The following is a 16016-nucleotide window of genomic DNA, read 5'->3' as shown; positions in this document are numbered from 1 at the left end:
CAGTCGACCTGAGCGGGACCCGGTCTCGACCCCGACGCCCGGGATCGCTACCCTGTGCCCTCGCCCTCACGCTCAACAGGTGAAAACGGCCGCACCGCAGGCTCAACAGGGAAAGAACGCCCGTCTCGCACCCAATCGCCTGTCGAGCGGCTCTCACACCCCCGCGAAGAACGCCCCAACGGCGGCAGAGAGGCCGACGAGGTCGTCGACGTGTGCCAGTTCGCGCGCGGAGTGCATCGACAGCAACGGCACACCCACATCGACGACCCGGATGCCGAGCCTGGTTGCGGTGAGCGGCCCGATCGTCGACCCACACGGCACCGTGTTGTTCGACACGAACTCCTGGTACGGCACGTCGGCCGCAGCGCACGCACGTTCCCAGAGCGCCGCACCGACGGCATCCGTCGCGTAGCGCTGATTGGCGTTGATCTTGAGCAGCGGGCCAGAGCCCATGACCACACGGTTTGCCGGGTCATGCTTCTCGGGATAGTTCGGGTGCACCGAGTGGCCGGCGTCTGCAGACAGGCACCATGAGTCGGCATATGCCTGCAGCTTCTGCGAGACGGATGCTCCGAGCCCGGCACCGATGCGCGTCAGGATGTCGTCGAGAAGCGGTCCGGATGCACCGGAGCGCGAGTTCGAGCCCAGCTCTTCGTGGTCGAATGCGGCCAGCACGCTGATGTGGTTGGCGTCAGAAGCCTCGAGCAGGGCGACCAGCCCGGCGTACACCGACGAGAGGTTGTCCATCCGCCCCGCGGCGAAGAGCTCAGCGTGAATTCCGAACCGCGCTGGGGCCTGCGTGTCAGCCGTCAGGATGTCATACCCTGCGACATCCGATGCGTCGATGCCTGCAAGGGAAGCCAGGCGGCCGATCAGGTCCGCTGAGCCGACGTCGCCGACACCGAAGACCGGCGTCATGTGCCGCTGCCGGTCGAGCGTCAGGCCACTGTTCGCGTCGCGGTCGAGGTGGATGGCGAGCTGAGGGATTCGCAGAAACGGCCCCGTACGCACGAGATACTCGCGCCCGTCGCGCGTGACGACTCGACCCCCCAGTTCGAGGTCCCTGTCGAGCCATGAGTTGAGCAGCGGGCCGCCGTAAATCTCGACCCCGGCCTGCAGCCAGCCGTTCGATCCGATCGTCGGCTTCGGCTTGAGCTTGAATCCCGGTGAGTCGGTGTGCGCGCCGAGGATTCGGAACGGCGTCGTCGGCCCGGCTGCCGTCGGCTGGCTCCACGCGACAATCGCGCCATCGCGAACGACGTACCGTTTCCCCTGCTCCCCTGACCAATCGGTGCGTTCGTCGAGTCGTTCCCAACCGGCCGAATCCAGTCGGCGCGCGACTTCAGCGGCGGCGTGATACGACGACGGGCTTGCCGAGAGAAAGCGGGCGAAGTCATCGATGTACGAGGCAAGGTCTGACGCGGCATCCATGGGTTCCATCCAACCATGCGGGCAGCGTCAACCGGCCCGGCTCACCACCCTGCTCATTCTGCACACACCGCGCTCACAGCCAGGCCACAGCCGCAGCTAAGCCAGGCCACAGCCGCAGCTATGAGCGAACGAACGGATGTGATAAAAAATCACTCAGGAGCGGGCAATACCGCTCTCAGTGCGACCCGAACGCTCTTCCTTCCCTGGCTGGAGCAACCCTTGACCAACAAACAATCGACCTCCCGAAAGATAGGTATCACCGCCACGACAGGCATCCTCGCCCTGGGGTTGTTCGTCGGTACAGCTTCGATAGCGCATGCCGCGACCGTCATCGACGGACCAATAGACCTTGGAGCCGCAGCCGACTTCGGTGTGCTGGGCTCGAGCACGGTGACGAACACCGGGCCGTCGGTCGTCAACGGCGACGTGGGCGTGAGCGCGGGCACGTCAATCACCGGGTTCACCGGCCCGCCCGATGGTCTGGTGAACGGAACAATCCACTCGGCCGATGCGGTGGCCGACCAAGCCCAGACGGACCTCACCGCCGCGATCGTCGACGCGGCATCACTGACACCGACCACCTCGGGCTTGGGCAACCTCTCCGGCCTGTCGCTCACACCGGGCGTCTACTCCGGCGGGGCGCTCTCGATCAATAGCGGTGGTCTCTTGACTCTCGCAGGCACTGCCGACTCGGTCTGGGTCTTTCAGGCCGCCAGCACGCTGACAATCGGTTCGACCGCGCAAATTCTCATCACCGGTGGCGCCTCATCCTGCAACGTGTTCTGGCAGATCGGCAGCTCCGCAACGATCGGGACGAACGCTGATTTCGTCGGCACGGTCATGGCGAATGCCTCAGTGACGGCGAACACCGGCGCCGAGATCCAGGGCCGGCTGCTCGCAGACACCGGCGCTGTCACGCTCGACACGAACCTCATCACGGTTCCGGAAGACTGCGACCCGGCGAGTGAACCGGTCGAGACCGATGGCCCTGAATATACCTCGGAGACGCCACCTGATGGAATCGTGGGCACGCCGTACAGTCACACGTTCACAGCCAGCGGCACGCCGGCTCCGACCTACTCGGTGACCAGCGGAGAACAGCCGCTCGGGCTGACGCTCGACAGCACCACCGGGGAGCTCTCCGGAACTCCGACGGCCCCGGGCTCATCGACGATCACCGTCACGGCGACCAACGGAACCGAGCCAGAGGTGTCGACGATCGTGACCATCGCCATCGCGGCTCCGCCCGTCGCAGTACCGCCCGTCGTCGACGTTCCGGGAGACGCGGTCCCGCCCGCTGAGGAACTCCCGCCGACCGGCACGGAATCGGCGACCGGGCTGATCGTGTCCGGCATCCTGGTCGCAGCCGGCCTGCTGCTCGTGTCGGCGCAACGCAGCCGGAGTGCTCGCGCGATTGCGCAATCAGGGCGGACGTTCCCCCAGGAGTGACCGGGAGCTGACGCTCGACAGAGACGGGCCCAGGTGAGGGTCGTGCCCCACCCGGGCCTGTCTCTGCGGTTCGTCGTGTGCGCGCCACCCGAGCGATTGCGGGGTGTCGCGCCGCGGCATCCGCCTGGTGTTACTGGGCGGTGTAGCCGCCGTCGACGAGGTGCTGCGACCCGGTGATGAAGCTTGCCTGGTCGGAGAGCAGGAAGAGCACGAGGTTCGCGACCTCTTCTGACGTGCCGAGACGGCCGATCGGGTGCTTGGCGATGAGACCGTCGTATGCCTCTTTCGGCAGGCCCTGCAGCAGCGGGGTGTCGATGTAGCCCGGGTGCACCGAATTCACCCGCACCCCCTTCTCGGCGTAGCTGAGCGCTGCGGATTTCGTCATGCCGGCGACGCCGTGCTTGGCGGCGACATAGGGCAGCGCGTTGGCGTCTCCGACGACGCCGAGGATCGACGAGGTGTTGACGATCGCGCCGCCGCCCGCTGCGACGATCTGCGGCAGCTGGTAGTGCATGCCGTAGAAGACCGAGTGCAGGTTGACGTCCATGAGCTTGAGGTAGCCGGCGATGTCGATATCTTCGGCGAGGCCCTGCGGGCCGCCGATGCCCGCGTTGTTGAATGCGAGGTGCAGAGCGCCGTAGGTTTCGACAGCAGCGTCGACGGATGCCTTCACGTCATCCGGGTTGCCCACATCGCCGGCGACGGCGACAGCGGTTCCGCCTGCTGCGGTGATCTCGTCGACGACGCTCTGGGCGACCTCGAGCTTGAGGTCGTTGACGACCACATTCGCGCCCTCGGCGCCGAGCGCGACGGCGACGGCTTTGCCGATGCCCGATCCTCCGCCGGTTACGAGTGCGGTCTTGCCGTCAAACTGTGCAGTCATGGTGTTCTCCTTCGTGCCCTCGTGGGGCCTCGTCCGAGGCCGGCCGCTACGACCGGTCACTATGAGTCAACACCCGCAACCTGTATTTATTCATTTGCATGAAACATCGACAGGGTTCGCCGGTTCAAGTTCGCAGGCTCGCCAGCGCCGGGTGTCGTCTCAGCGCCGATTCGCCGACACTCCCCCAGACGGCGAGCACGGCGAGGGATTCCGCGACGTCGCCTTCGACCAGCACCGGTTCCTGACCCTGCAGGCAGAGGATCACACGCCCGACCTCGACGTGCACCTCGGCGATGTCCGAATAGCGGATGTCCCAGAGCACATCGTTCGAGCGCAGAAGGATCCGTCGGTCGGTGGCCGCGATCTCCACCGGGGTGAGGGCGGTCCAGCCGCGCCCCGACCGCTCGAGATCCCGCGCGTTCGCCCTCATCCTCCGCAGCGACGGCGCCGGCAGCGCATGCCGCGCGGCGAGGAACCGGCCGGCCAGGAAGACGGGCTCAGTGGCATCCGTCGGAAGGCTCCCGGCGGACTCGGTCTGCGGAAGCAGCCCGTGCGACAGCGACCAGAGCAGGTCGCGCGCCCTGGCGACGCCGACGGCATCCGGCCCAGTCGCTTCCCGCGCCTGCACGCGGCGGATGTGCATGGCGCGGATGACGAAAAACAAGCACACGGCCGGCACGGCGAGGGCCAGCGCGAACACGAGTTCGGAGAGCAACCAGACCAGCGTCGAGGCAGGAGACCCCATGTCGGGCTCGAGCACGAGCCAGAGGGCGCCGAAGCCGAGGAGCGCGACGATTCCGACCACCAGGGGCAGCAGGACGCCGGGTTGTTTCCTCACATCCCTAACCTAGACGGCGGCGGGCCGCGCGCCGGCGCCTGTCGGTGAACCCTCGGCTTTCTGGTCGAAGACACCTCGCCGCGCCGGCACGGCATGGCATAAGGAGAAACGCGCGAGATAAGGACGATTCTTCGGGTTCGGTCCTTATCTCGCGCCGATCTCCTTTTCTCACGCTTCTGATCTCGGCCCGTCCACGCGAAAATCCCCGACGTGGAAACGTCCCTCCTGGCCTCCCGTCGCGCTAGCAAGCGCGGCAGGAGAGCGAGGGCCAGGGGCGGCTACTGGAGCGTGAGGCGGCTACCCGACCACGCTGGCAGCGACACCGAGGGGCGATCCCCACCCTTCGAGGGCGGTACGAACATCCGGGCGGCGTTCGGCGGTCAGCGCTTCCGCGTATGCGGCGTCGAGCACATCGGCGATCCGCACCTTCGCGCCGGTCGACGACGACAGCACGGCGGCCTCGACCATCGCAAGGCTGTACACGTTCGAGTGCACCTCGCCTGACGGCACCGTTCCGGTGCGCAGTGCGTGCACGAACTCGGCGAGCGCACCACCGATCTCCTCAGCAACTGCAGCGGATGCCCCGCCGGCGACAGCATCCGTCACCGCGGCATCACCGACCGCAGCAGAGTCGACCCGCTCGGTCATGGGCTCCCCCTCACCGTCCCAGTGGGACGAACCCCCTGCAGCGTTGACCCGCCAGCTTCCGTTCCAAGAGGTCTCGAGCCCGTCGGCGCACCAGCTGCCGGTGTAGACGTAGCGGGCGCCACCCTCGAACTCGAAGACCGCCGTCGCGGCGGCATCCCCCGAGTACCAGCTCCAATTCGGATTGAACTCCTCGCAGTACACAGACACCGGATCGCGGTCGAGAAGGTAACGCACGGCGTCGAACTGGTGGATGGCCATGTCGACGAGGAGAACGGAGTCCATCTCTTCACGGAACCCCCCGAAATGCGGTGCCTTGAAGAAGTCGGTGGTGACGACGCCGACGTCGCCGAGCGACGCGACCTCGGCCTTGAACGCCGAGAGGGTGCGGTAGTACCGCCTGGACTGACTGATCATCAGCAGCTGGCCGCTCACCTCAGCGGCTGCCGCGAGCGACAGCCCCTGCGCCACGGTCGGTGCCACCGGTTTCTCACAGAGCACCGGAAGGCCGGCGAACAGCGCTTCGACGTTGACCGGGTGGTGGGCAGCTGGAATGGTGACGTTGACGACCGCCTGAGCATCCGTCGCCGATGCGATCTCGCTGACACTCGTGCCGACGACGACGTCGGTGAGCCCGGCGTCGGCGAGCGCGGACTCCGCCGCCGCGACGTTCAGGTCGACCAGCCCGACGAGCGCGACGTCGGGAGACGATGCGAGCAGCCGGATCCAGGCCCGGCCCATTCCGCCGGCCCCCACCTGGACGACCCGCAGGGGCTCGGTTCCGGCGATCAGAGGAAAGGAGACGCTCAATTCGCCATCGCTCCCTGATAGCCGGCACCGTTGTAGAAGTCCTCGGTCTCGTAGCGGAGCAGCACCGGGTCGGTGCGCTCCGGACGCACGGTGAGCGCCCATTCGACACCGTTCGCGATCACGCGGCGGACCTCCTTCTGGTGATACACCGGGAAGTCCTGGTCTCCGGGGCTGAAGAAGAAGATCTTGCCGAAGCCGCGCTTGTAGGTCATGCCGCTGCGGAAGACTTCTCCGCCCGAGAAGGTGGAGAGGAAGATGAGCTCATCAGGTGCAGGAACGTCGAAGAACTCCCCGTACATCTCCTGCTGCGGAATGATGAATGGATGCGGCACGCCCTGCGCGATCGGGTGGGTCGGGTCGACGGTCCAGACCAGTTCGCGATCCTGTTCGGAGCGCCAGCGCAGGGTGCACGACGTGCCCATGAGCTTGCCGAAGATCTTCGACCAGTGCCCGGAGTGCAGCACGAGCAGTCCCATACCGGCGAGCACGTGGCGGTGCACCCGTTCGACGACCTCGTCCGAGACCTCAGCGTGTGCGGCGTGGCCCCACCAGACGAGCACGTCGGTGTTCACGAGCACCTCTTCGGTGAGCCCGTGCTCCGGGTCGTCGAGGGTGACGGTGCTCACTGAGGCGCGCGAACCGAGGTTCTCTTCGATCCCCTCGCGGATGGTGGTGTGCATGCCCTGCGGGTAGATCTCGGCGATCTCGGGCTGTTCCTGCTCGTGGCGGTTCTCGCCCCAGACGACGACGCGAAGCGGACGATCGGCGGTGATGGTGTTCGACATGGTGTTCCTAACGATGAGCGATTTCTGACATACGGATGCCGCGCTGGCGGCAGGGACGGAGGCTTACTTCACGGCACCACCGGTAGCGCCTGCCGCGATGTACTTCTGGGCGAGAATGAGCAGCACGATCGCCGGGATCGACGACAGCACGGCGGTTGCCATCACCGCGCTCCAGTTCGCCACCTGGGTCCCGAGGTACTGGTAGATGCCGAGGGTGACCGGCCGCACGTCCTCCGTCGTGGTGAGGGTGAGCGCGAAGAGGAAGTCGCTCCAGGAGAAGAGGAACGCGAACAGTCCGGCCGTGATGAGGGAGTTGCGACTGATCGGCACGACGATCGAGATGAACGCCCGCACCAGCCCGGCGCCGTCGACCCGTGCGGCTTCGACGATCGACGGCGGGATGCCGATCATGAATGCCCGCAGAATGAGGATGGCGAACGGGATCGCGTGCGAAGCATCCGCCAGAATCAGTCCGGGGATCGAGTTGAGCAAGCCGAGGTCGTTGTATGCGGCGTAGAGCGCGTTGGCGATCACGATGCCGGGGATCATCTGCGAGATGATGATCGCCAGCAACGCGATGTTGATCCACCGGAAGCGGAACTGCGCGAGCGCATAGGCGGCTGGGGCGGCGATCACGAGGCTGAGCACGACGGTGCCGAGCGAGATCAGCAGGCTCGTGATGAGGTTGCCCCCCTGGTCGGCGATCGCCTTCTCGTAGCCGGCGAAGCTCGGGTTGAACGGGAAGATGTCTGCGGTGAGCGTGTTGCCTGACGGCTGCAGTGACGCGTTGATCATCCAGTAGACCGGGAACAGCATGAGAGCGAGAAAGACGATGCCGAGCGCGGTGTAACCGGCAGAACGGGTGTTCTCCTTATGCCGGCGCCTAGTGGCTGCCTGCCCAGAAAGGACGACGGGTGCGATGGTCATGTCGTGCCCCTTACTCGTCGACCTGGCGGCGGTTGGCGCGCAGGTAGATGATGGCGAACAGCAGAGAGATGAGGATGAGGATGTTGCTGAACGCAGCTCCCACCCCGAACTCGAAGTTCACGAACGATTCCTGGTACGAGCGGATGGCCAGCGTCTGCGTCGCATTCGCCGGTCCACCGTTCGTGAGACCGAGGATGATGTCGAGCACCTTGAGCGTGTAGACCACACCGAGGAGCAACACGACGCTGACGACCGGGCGCAGGTTCGGCCAAGTGATGTGCCTGAACGCTTTCCAGCCGATGGCCCCGTCGAGGGCGCCCGCTTCGTAGAGCTCGTCGGGGATGTCCTGCAGACCTCCGTAGAGGATGGTCACGTTGAACGGGATGCCGACCCAGATGTTGACGAGAATCACGGCGGTCAGCGCCACGGACGGGTCGGTCAGCCACGGAATGGCGTCCAGTCCCAGCGTGCCGAGGAAGCGATTGAGGATGCCACTGTCTTGGTCGAGGATCGAGCGCCAGGTCGCGCTCGCCACGATCAGCGGGAGCAGCCACGGCAACAGCAGCATCGAGCGCAGGAAATTGTTGAGCGGAAACCGGCGCTTGAAGAATGCCGCGAGTGCGAGCCCGATCACGAACTGGCCGAGAATCGACCCGATCGTGAACAGCGCCGTGTTGGTGAGTGACGGCCAGAACAGGTTGCTCGTGATCACCGTCACGTAGTTCTGAATGCCGACCCAGGGAGCTTCGCCGGTGAAGAAGGTCTTGGTTGTGTAATCCTGCAGGCTCATCACGACGTTCTTCACGACGGGGTAGCCGAAGAACAGAACGATGTAGAGCGCTGCAGGAACGACGAAGAGGATCTTGGTGATGTTCTCTTTCGAGAACTGTCGCCTGAACTGCTGCTTGCGTGTGCGGCCTGGCAGGGTGCCCCGACGAGGCGCGCCATCGGGCGAGGCAGGAGCCGGCCCGCTGGTGAGACGTGTCGTTGTCATGTGTGGAACCTTTCGGCGTTCGCGTCGTGGAACACCCTGCGTAGAGGAGCGGCGGTTATCCTGCTGCGGCCTGCTCGAAGGCGTCCTCGACGGATGCCTGCCCGGTCAGGGCGAGCTGGATGGCCGTGTAGATGACGGTTGCGGCTTCAGGCCACTCCTCGCCGAGCTGCCCGGTGCGCGAACGGGCGTTGGCGACCTGTTCGGTGAACGCTTCCATCGTCGGAACGGCCTCGACGTACTCGCCGGCCAGTTCCGTTTTCGTGGGAACGGTGTACCGCTCGGTCGCCAGCTCGAGCTGGTTGTCGTCGCTCGAGATGCATTCGACGAAGGATGCCGCCTTGGCCTGCTTCTCGTCGTCACCGGTCACCGGGACGGTCCAGACCTCGCCACCCAGCGGAGCGATCGGCGTCTGGCTCTCGTCGTTCACGGGAACCTGCACGGTGCCCCATTTGACGTCGGGGGTCTCGGCGAGGCCGGGGATCTGCCACGGTCCGTTGATCATCATCGCCGCGTTGCCAGCGACGAACTGGTCCTTGACGTCGGCCTGCGACCAGTTGAGCACGCTCTTCGAAGCGGAGCCGCTGTCGACGAGGTCGACCCACAGCTGGAGCGCCTCGGCGACCTCGGGGGTGTTGAGGTCTGTCTCGTCACCGCCGTTGGTCCACATGAACGGCAGGAACTGCCAGCTGCCCTCGTAGGTGGCGATCGCCGAGAAGGCGAGACCGTACTGGTCGCCGGTGGTCAGCGCGGCCGCTGCGGTCTTGAGTTCGTCCCAGGTCGTCGGCGGCTCGATTCCCGCCTCGGCGAGGAGCGTCTCGTTGTAGAACAGGCCGAGAGTGTTCACCGTCGGCGCGAGTCCGTAGACCTCGTCTTCGTAGGTCGCTGCTTCGAGGATGCCGTCGGCGAAGCCCGACGTGTCGACGTCGTAGTCACTGAGCGGGGCGAGCCCGCCGGTCGCTGCAATCTCCTGCAGGTCGGGGTTGTCGAGCATGAGCACGTCGGGGAGTGTCTTGGACGATGAGCGCTGCAGCACCTTCTGGATGAGATCCTTGCCCGGCACGGTCTCGCGCTCGATCGTCACGTCGAGCTCTTCGGCGCAGGTGTCGAGTGCGGCCTGGATGAGGGTCTTGTCCGGCTCGTTGTTGTAGTAATCGAGAATCGTCAGGGTGTCCGGGTCTCCCCCGGTCTGTGCGCCGCCGCCGCTGCAGGCGGTCAGTGCGAGTGGGGTGATGGCCGCGATGGCCAGCAACGTGGTCAGTTGGCGTTTCTTCATGAGTGGCTCCTTTGCCATGATGCGGGACGTCAGTGTTCCAGTAAAGCGCTTAACTGTGGGTGCTTGTCCGATTCTGCGCCCCCCACATGGGGATGTCAAGAAAAAAGTTAAGCGCTTTACTCGAACGCGGAAGCGGAGCCCGTTCTCGCGGCGATTTCATGAGAGACTTCGAGCCAGCATCCGTTCGTGCCCGACGTCGGATGCCACCCGAGAACGGAGACAGCCTGTGGCCACCATGCAGGATGTCGCCAAGCTGGCGAATGTGTCGATCGCGACCGTCTCGTTCACGGTGAACAACACCAAGCCGGTCTCCCCCGCCACACGCGCTCGGGTCGAGGCCGCGATGCAGGAGCTCGGCTTTCGGCGGAACGCGGTCGGGAGGGCTCTGGCCAGCAAGCGCACGCACATCCTCGCGCTGCTGTACCCGGCGCTGCAGCACCGGTTCCGCGGAACCGTCGTCGACTTCTTCACCAGTGCGGCGAGCACAGCCAATGAGCACGGCTACAACCTCGTGCTGTGGCCTGCGGCCAACGACGCCGAGCTCGACGAACTCACCTCGACCGGACTCGTCGACGGTGTGCTGCTCATGGAAGTCCAGGTGGAGGACCCCCGCGTCGAGCAGTTGCAGGCGTCGAAGACCCCGTTTGCGCTCATCGGCCGCACGGCCGACCCGTCTGCGCTGGACTACGTCGACATCGACTTCGAGAACACGATCGCGGCGGCGATCGACCACCTGGCCGGGCTCGGGCACACTTCGATCGGCCTGCTCGACGGCGGGTTGGGTCGCGGCCAGCTCCGCGGGTACGGACCTGTCGTGCGTGCCCGTGCCGCATTCGCCGAAACCATGGCCGCTCGCGGCCTGACCGCGTACTCGACCTCGTGCGATGAAAGCCCGGGCGCCGGGCGTGAGGCAGCGACCAGGCTCCTCGATGACGCACCGGGGATGACCGGGCTTCTCATCATGAACGAACATGCGGCGCCTGGGCTCGTCAGTGGCCTGCGGCACCGCGGTATCTCGGTTCCCGACGACCTGTCGGTGTTGCTCATTGCCTCCTCTCGCGAGATGGCGGCGATGAACGACCCCGAGCTCACGGTGATGAGCGCGCCGAGCATCGAGCTCGGCCGCCGCGGGGTCGAACTGCTCATCGACCACCTCAACGGCCGTTCAGATCACGACCGCCACGCGCTCGTGATGTGTGCGTTCGAGCAGGGCAACTCGACGGCGCCGCCGCGCCACCCTGCTGCCTAGCGCATCGACGGGGCCGCGACGGCATCCCGGGGCACACGGCCCGGTACGAGTTGCCACGAATCGTCGCTCACGGGTGCGCCCGGCGACAAATTGCGGCAACTCAGCGGCTCCGCCTCGCGCGCGGCCGTATCGTAGCGGGCATCCGGGTCCCTGGTACACCGAGCGCAACCCCCTTGCACCGGATATCGCCCCGCGCCTTGACTGGTAGTCCCCCGCGAAAGGACACCACCATGAGCACCTCAGATCACAACGATCCCGACGCTCGCACGCGAGCTTCATCCCCCGTCAACCCCGAGCCTCACGGAGCCGTCGCTGCCGAGCCACAGGCCTCGTATCGCGAAGAGGTGACGACGCGCCAGAAGGAGCAGTTCGGCGGCATCAAGTTCGGGTCCGCGTTCTTCGGGTGGCTCGCCGCCACCGGACTTGTCGTGCTGCTGACCGCTCTGGCTGCCGGCATCGCGACCGCCGTCAGCGGCGGGGTCGAGGAAGTCGTCGACCAGACGGCGAGCGCCCCCTTCGGCGGCATCCTCGTCTACGCGATCGTGGTTCTCGTCATCCTCTTCATCGCCTACTACTGCGGTGGATACGTCGCCGGACGGATGGCACGCTTCAGCGGCGCCAAGCAGGGTCTGGCCGTCTGGCTGTGGGCAGTGATCATCGCGATCGTCACGGCTGTCATCGGCCTGATCATCGGCAGCAACATCCTGACCGACCTCAATACGTTCCCACGTATCCCGACGAGCACCGAAGACCTGACAGCGGAGGGCATCATCACCGCCGTCCTGGCCGCACTCGTCAGCCTCGGCGGAGCGATCCTCGGCGGACTCGCCGGTATGCGCTTCCACCGCAAAGTCGACCGTGTCGGACTCGGTCGCTGACCGGCATCCGTTGACGGAAGCACGAAACACACACGCGTTCACACTGAGGAGAAGAAATGCTTGACTCACGCGACGTCGGCGGACTGCAGGGCGCCCCGGTCTTCGGTAACGACGGAGAGAAACTCGGCTCGATCGGGCAGGTGTTCCTTGATGCGACCACCGGCTCTCCCAACTGGGTCACGGTGAAGACCGGACTTTTCGGCCACAAGGAGACGTTCGTGCCCTTGGCCAACGCCACCTGGGATGGTGAGCGGGTCACCGTCGACACCGACAAGGAGGCCCTCAAGGAGGCGCCGCGCATCGGAGCGGATGAGGCACTGTCGCCGCACAACGAAGAGGCGCTGTACCGCTATTACGGGCTGTCAGACGCCGACACCGATGGTGGAACGGCACGGCCGGACCACTACCCCGACCGCGAGTACGAGCTGAGCCCCAACGGAGAGACGGTCACCCCCGTGCCCGCCGCCGCAGGCACGCAGGCCGATGCGACCCGGACGGACGCAGACCGAACGGATGCCGACCGGGCACGCCCCGTGGGCGATGGACGCGCGGCCGATCCCCAGGACCTGCGACTCAGCGAACAACCGCTCGGTGCATCAGCGCCGCCCTCGACCGAGACGGCGCACACCGGCGAACACCTCGGCAAGCACGCGAGGATGCGCCGCTACGAGCCCGATACCTCCGGCCCCGTGCCGGGAACGGCCGATCCGACGATCGACCGCACCGATCCCCCCAGGACCATGTGAGCATCGCGCGGGCCCGCGGTTTGCGGACTCGCGCGGTGTTCCGACCGATGGAAGGATACACATGAGTGATTCAGCGATGACCGGTGGCGACCCGGAGACGGTCGACGTCACCTCGCACCAGAGCGTCACCAACGATGCGGTCGCCGGCGAACCCGTGCAGAACCCCGGCGGAGGCTCGATCTTCGACGCCCTCGACGCCGAAGCGGCTGAGGAACGACACCTCGACGAGCGTCACGCCACTGGGGAGCACGCAACCGACGCAGACATCGATCCGCTCGAAACCGACGTTCTACCCGACCAGGACTGACGTCAGGCCCGGCATCCACACGGATGCCGGGCCTGACTCTGTCGCCGAGCGTGAAAAGATGCCGCCATGCCGACCAGACTCCTGCTGCTCGCCGACACCCACGTACCCAATCGCGCCCGCGCACTGCCCAACCAGGTCTGGGACGCGGTCGAGAGCGCTGACGTCGTGCTCCACGCCGGTGACTGGGTAACCGAACCCCTCCTCGACGAACTCGAGGCCAGGTCCGCCTGGCTCGTCGGCGTCTACGGCAACAACGATGGCGATGCGCTGCGTGCCCGCCTGCCTGAGGTCGCCCGCGAGACGATCGACGGCATCCGTTTCGCGATGATCCACGAGACCGGGTCGGCGGCCGGGCGTGAGAGTCGGAGCGACGCGTACTTCCCGGATTCCGATGTGCTCGTCTTCGGTCACAGCCACATCCCGTGGGACACGACAACGCCCGGCGGGCTGCGATTGCTGAACCCCGGGTCACCGACCGACCGTCGCCGCCAGCCGGTGTGCACGATGATGACGGCGACCGCGGATGACGGGCGCCTGCTCGACGTCGCGCTCGTTCCGGTCACGCGCGACCGATGCCCTGGAGGGCGGGCGCATTGAGCAGTTGGCGCAAGCCCCTTGTCGCATAATCGCGCCGTTGCCTACGGTGAGATCTCCGACGATTGGAGAACCATGAGTGACCAGATCAGCGACGACAACCCGGCAACCGACGGCGTGACCTCCGAGGGTGGCGTCTGGGGCGTCGGCGACCCCAAGGACGAAGACATGCTTGCCAAAGAGACCGTCGCCAATGATGCGGTCGCCGGAGAGCCGGTCGAGCCTTCCGATCAGGACGGGCAGCACGACGCACCGTTCCTCGATGTCGACGAGGCAGATGTCGAAACGTCCGTTGGCAATGACGCCCAGGAGAACACCCACGGTGAGGTCGAGCCCGGAACAGACAACCAGGACACCACGGTGTCCCAGCTGACGGATGCCCTCGACAGCGACGCGCTCGCCTCGAGCGACGCGCCGGGAACGGATGCCTCCGGCTCGGAGCGCTGACACCTCGCTCGGCGTGGACAGTACTCTGCTCGAAATCAGCCGGGCGGGTTCGACGGCCTGTCGGTGTCGGGCGCCGGAGGCTCAGCCTCGGTGTCGCGCGCCGGAGGGTCAGCCTCGGTGTCCGGCGCCGCAGCGTCGCCCCAGCCCGTCTTCTGGAAGGAGCCGTTATGGAACCCGCCGTTCTGGAAGGCCACACCGAAGACGACTCCGAGCGCGATGCCGAGCCCCACGAACGCCCAGCTGTCGAGGGCGAGGCTGAGGGCAGTCCCGATGCTCACACCCAGCGCGATACCGACCCCGATGGCAGCTGAGTTCTGGTCATTCTTCGCTGGCTCGTCCGGCTCGTTCGGGGTGATGCTCTCGGGTTCTGTTCCCATCCCTCCAGCCAATCGGACCCGGCGACTGACGGCATCCCTCTCTCGGGGGATCTTCAAGGATCCCGCTCTAGACTGGCTGTCCGGCAGAGCACTGTCGCTGACAGTGAGGGAGCACCGGTGGCCATTACGGCAGCGCTGATTCTCGATGTGGTGTTGATTGTCGCCCTCATCGCGGCGCTGGTCTACGGCTACACGCGTGGTCTGTTCCGCGTCGTCGGCGGGGTCGCTGGAATGATCGCCGGTGGGATCGCCGCTTTCTTCGTGCTCCCGCTCGTCTCGACCTTCGCCGCACTGTCGGACTGGCGCGTTCCGCTTGCCTTACTCGCCGCAGTGCTTCTCGTGTCGATCGGCTTCACAGTTGGAGTCGCCGTCGGCAACCTGTTCAGCAGGCCGCTCGAGCGGACCCCGCTGCGGGGCGTCGACCGTCTGCTCGGCGCGGTCGCCAATGTTGCGGTGAGCCTCGTCGTGGTCTCCTTGCTGGCATTCGGGGCGCAGTCGCTCGGTGCGCCTGTCCTCACCCAGGCGATGGCGTCGTCGACGGTGCTGCGAACCCTCGACGATCTCACGCCGCGCCCGGTGGCATCCTTCCTCGCGCAACTGCGGTCGACGATCGTCACCGACGGCCTGCCGCGGATCATCGACGCCGTCGGCGTGCCGGAGACGGCACCCGCCATTCCGCAGGTCACCCTCGACTCTCCTGAACTGACGCAGGCGGCAGCATCCGTGGTGCGGATCACAGGCAACGCGCCGTCGTGCGGCACCGGAAGCGTCGGCAGCGGTTTCGTCGCCGCCGACGACCGCGTCCTCACCAACGCACACGTTCTCGCCGGGGTGACAGAACTCGTGGTCGAGGTGCCAGGCAACCTGCCGAAACCCGGACGGGTCGTCTACTTCGACCCCGTCGACGACCTCGCCGTGATCGCGGTGGATGGCCTCGACGCGACACCGCTGCCGGTATCCCCGACTCTCTCGTCGGGAACCGAAGCGGCGTTCATGGGTTATCCGTTCGGCGGACCGTTCTCGGCGCAGGCCGCGCAGGTGCTCTCGAGTGGCCCGACCCTCGTCGGCGACATCTATGGTGCCAACCCCGTCCCGCGCGAGATCTCGACCCTCGCGGCCAACGTGCAGCAGGGCAACTCAGGCGGTCCGCTGTTGACCGTCGATGGGGCTGTCGCCGGCGTCATCTTCGCCAAGTCCGACGGCACCGAGAACGTCGGCTACGCCCTGGCCATGGAAGAGGTCCTGCCGGTCATCGCGCAGGCCCCCGAACTGACGGATGCCGTGCCGTCCGGTTCCTGCGTCACCCGCTGACGCGCGCTCCAGCCGGCGCGCTCGTCGACGCGCTCTGGGCGATCGGGCCCACAGGGTCGTTCGCGCTGAGCT

At 66.3% G+C, this 16016-nt stretch carries 17 protein-coding genes; 8 read left to right on the top strand and 9 right to left on the bottom strand.

Annotated elements, in window-relative coordinates; all coding sequences use genetic code 11:
* Positions 1-153: 153 nt before the first annotated feature.
* Positions 154-1431 (bottom strand): M18 family aminopeptidase, encoded by a 1278-nt coding sequence (locus tag IWX78_RS03485; RefSeq protein WP_196832000.1) that lies wholly within the window; start codon positions 1429-1431, stop codon positions 154-156.
* A 219-nt stretch (positions 1432-1650) separates the two neighbouring features.
* Between IWX78_RS03485 and IWX78_RS03480 the strand changes: the two genes are divergently transcribed.
* The gene (locus tag IWX78_RS03480; RefSeq protein ID WP_196831999.1) at positions 1651-2880 is read left to right on the top strand and encodes an ice-binding family protein; all 1230 of its coding nucleotides are present in this window, start codon (positions 1651-1653) and stop codon (positions 2878-2880) included.
* Between the two features lie 130 nt (positions 2881-3010).
* Here IWX78_RS03480 and IWX78_RS03475 read toward each other — a convergent pair whose 3' ends face one another.
* The 7 genes from IWX78_RS03475 to IWX78_RS03445 form a co-directional block, all read right to left on the bottom strand.
* Entirely contained in the window at positions 3011-3763 is a 753-nt protein-coding gene (locus IWX78_RS03475; protein ID WP_196831998.1) for an SDR family NAD(P)-dependent oxidoreductase, read from the bottom strand.
* Between the two features lie 124 nt (positions 3764-3887).
* Positions 3888-4601, bottom strand: coding sequence for a hypothetical protein (locus tag IWX78_RS03470; RefSeq protein ID WP_196831997.1), 714 nt, complete (start codon positions 4599-4601; stop codon positions 3888-3890).
* A gap of 297 nt (positions 4602-4898) precedes the next feature.
* Positions 4899-6056 carry a Gfo/Idh/MocA family protein gene (locus tag IWX78_RS03465; RefSeq protein ID WP_334684531.1) on the bottom strand — a complete coding sequence of 386 codons (1158 nt, stop codon included), beginning with the start codon at positions 6054-6056 and terminating at the stop codon, positions 4899-4901.
* The gene (locus IWX78_RS03460) at positions 6053-6841 is read right to left on the bottom strand and encodes a ThuA domain-containing protein (protein WP_196831995.1); all 789 of its coding nucleotides are present in this window, start codon (positions 6839-6841) and stop codon (positions 6053-6055) included. Before IWX78_RS03460 ends, IWX78_RS03465 begins: the two co-directional genes overlap by 4 nt.
* 63 nt (positions 6842-6904) lie before the next feature.
* Positions 6905-7768 (bottom strand): carbohydrate ABC transporter permease, encoded by an 864-nt coding sequence (locus IWX78_RS03455; protein ID WP_196831994.1) that lies wholly within the window; start codon positions 7766-7768, stop codon positions 6905-6907.
* Between the two features lie 10 nt (positions 7769-7778).
* Positions 7779-8762: a carbohydrate ABC transporter permease gene (locus IWX78_RS03450; RefSeq protein ID WP_196831992.1), complete on the bottom strand. Its 984-nt coding sequence runs from the start codon at positions 8760-8762 to the stop codon at positions 7779-7781.
* Between the two features lie 55 nt (positions 8763-8817).
* Positions 8818-10035: a sugar ABC transporter substrate-binding protein gene (locus tag IWX78_RS03445; protein ID WP_196831990.1), complete on the bottom strand. Its 1218-nt coding sequence runs from the start codon at positions 10033-10035 to the stop codon at positions 8818-8820.
* A 235-nt stretch (positions 10036-10270) separates the two neighbouring features.
* Between IWX78_RS03445 and IWX78_RS03440 the strand changes: the two genes are divergently transcribed.
* The 6 genes from IWX78_RS03440 (at position 10271) to IWX78_RS03415 (ending at position 14256) form a co-directional block, all read left to right on the top strand.
* The gene (locus tag IWX78_RS03440) at positions 10271-11284 is read left to right on the top strand and encodes a LacI family DNA-binding transcriptional regulator (protein WP_196832118.1); all 1014 of its coding nucleotides are present in this window, start codon (positions 10271-10273) and stop codon (positions 11282-11284) included.
* Positions 11285-11514: 230 nt separating this feature from the next.
* Positions 11515-12162 carry a hypothetical protein gene (locus IWX78_RS03435; protein ID WP_196831988.1) on the top strand — a complete coding sequence of 216 codons (648 nt, stop codon included), beginning with the start codon at positions 11515-11517 and terminating at the stop codon, positions 12160-12162.
* Positions 12163-12218: 56 nt separating this feature from the next.
* Positions 12219-12908 carry a PRC-barrel domain-containing protein gene (locus IWX78_RS03430; protein ID WP_196831987.1) on the top strand — a complete coding sequence of 230 codons (690 nt, stop codon included), beginning with the start codon at positions 12219-12221 and terminating at the stop codon, positions 12906-12908.
* A 61-nt stretch (positions 12909-12969) separates the two neighbouring features.
* Positions 12970-13215, top strand: a complete 246-nt coding sequence (locus tag IWX78_RS03425; RefSeq protein WP_196831985.1) for a hypothetical protein — start codon at positions 12970-12972, stop codon at positions 13213-13215.
* Positions 13216-13281: 66 nt separating this feature from the next.
* Complete coding sequence (locus IWX78_RS03420; RefSeq protein ID WP_196831983.1) at positions 13282-13812, top strand: metallophosphoesterase family protein; 531 nt, start codon at positions 13282-13284, stop codon at positions 13810-13812.
* Positions 13813-13884: 72 nt separating this feature from the next.
* Entirely contained in the window at positions 13885-14256 is a 372-nt protein-coding gene (locus tag IWX78_RS03415) for a hypothetical protein (protein ID WP_196831982.1), read from the top strand.
* A 35-nt stretch (positions 14257-14291) separates the two neighbouring features.
* Here the strand turns inward: IWX78_RS03415 and IWX78_RS03410 are convergent, their stop codons facing one another.
* Positions 14292-14633 (bottom strand): hypothetical protein, encoded by a 342-nt coding sequence (locus IWX78_RS03410; protein WP_196831980.1) that lies wholly within the window; start codon positions 14631-14633, stop codon positions 14292-14294.
* 117 nt (positions 14634-14750) lie between these two features.
* Here IWX78_RS03410 and IWX78_RS03405 point away from each other — a divergent pair, with 117 nt between their 5' ends.
* Complete coding sequence (locus tag IWX78_RS03405) at positions 14751-15944, top strand: MarP family serine protease (protein ID WP_334684530.1); 1194 nt, start codon at positions 14751-14753, stop codon at positions 15942-15944.
* Positions 15945-16016 lie beyond the last annotated feature (72 nt).

The organism is Mycetocola sp. CAN_C7 (assembly GCF_015752285.1).
Taxonomy (GTDB): Bacteria; Actinomycetota; Actinomycetes; order Actinomycetales; family Microbacteriaceae; genus Mycetocola_A.
This window is presented reverse-complemented; position numbering and strand designations above follow the sequence as displayed.

Bases quoted from the DNA above. Each gene is read 5' to 3' on its own strand.
- IWX78_RS03485 (WP_196832000.1), bottom strand. From the start codon at position 1,431: ATGGATGCCGCGTCAGACCTTGCCTCGTACATCGATGACTTCGCCCGC.
- IWX78_RS03475 (WP_196831998.1), bottom strand. From the start codon at position 3,763: ATGACTGCACAGTTTGACGGCAAGACCGCACTCGTAACCGGCGGAGGA.
- IWX78_RS03460 (WP_196831995.1), bottom strand. From the start codon at position 6,841: ATGTCGAACACCATCACCGCCGATCGTCCGCTTCGCGTCGTCGTCTGG.
- IWX78_RS03455 (WP_196831994.1), bottom strand. From the start codon at position 7,768: ATGACCATCGCACCCGTCGTCCTTTCTGGGCAGGCAGCCACTAGGCGC.
- IWX78_RS03450 (WP_196831992.1), bottom strand. From the start codon at position 8,762: ATGACAACGACACGTCTCACCAGCGGGCCGGCTCCTGCCTCGCCCGAT.
- IWX78_RS03445 (WP_196831990.1), bottom strand. From the start codon at position 10,035: ATGAAGAAACGCCAACTGACCACGTTGCTGGCCATCGCGGCCATCACC.
- IWX78_RS03440 (WP_196832118.1), top strand. From the start codon at position 10,271: ATGCAGGATGTCGCCAAGCTGGCGAATGTGTCGATCGCGACCGTCTCG.
- IWX78_RS03435 (WP_196831988.1), top strand. From the start codon at position 11,515: ATGAGCACCTCAGATCACAACGATCCCGACGCTCGCACGCGAGCTTCA.
- IWX78_RS03430 (WP_196831987.1), top strand. From the start codon at position 12,219: ATGCTTGACTCACGCGACGTCGGCGGACTGCAGGGCGCCCCGGTCTTC.
- IWX78_RS03425 (WP_196831985.1), top strand. From the start codon at position 12,970: ATGAGTGATTCAGCGATGACCGGTGGCGACCCGGAGACGGTCGACGTC.
- IWX78_RS03420 (WP_196831983.1), top strand. From the start codon at position 13,282: ATGCCGACCAGACTCCTGCTGCTCGCCGACACCCACGTACCCAATCGC.
- IWX78_RS03415 (WP_196831982.1), top strand. From the start codon at position 13,885: ATGAGTGACCAGATCAGCGACGACAACCCGGCAACCGACGGCGTGACC.
- IWX78_RS03410 (WP_196831980.1), bottom strand. From the start codon at position 14,633: ATGGGAACAGAACCCGAGAGCATCACCCCGAACGAGCCGGACGAGCCA.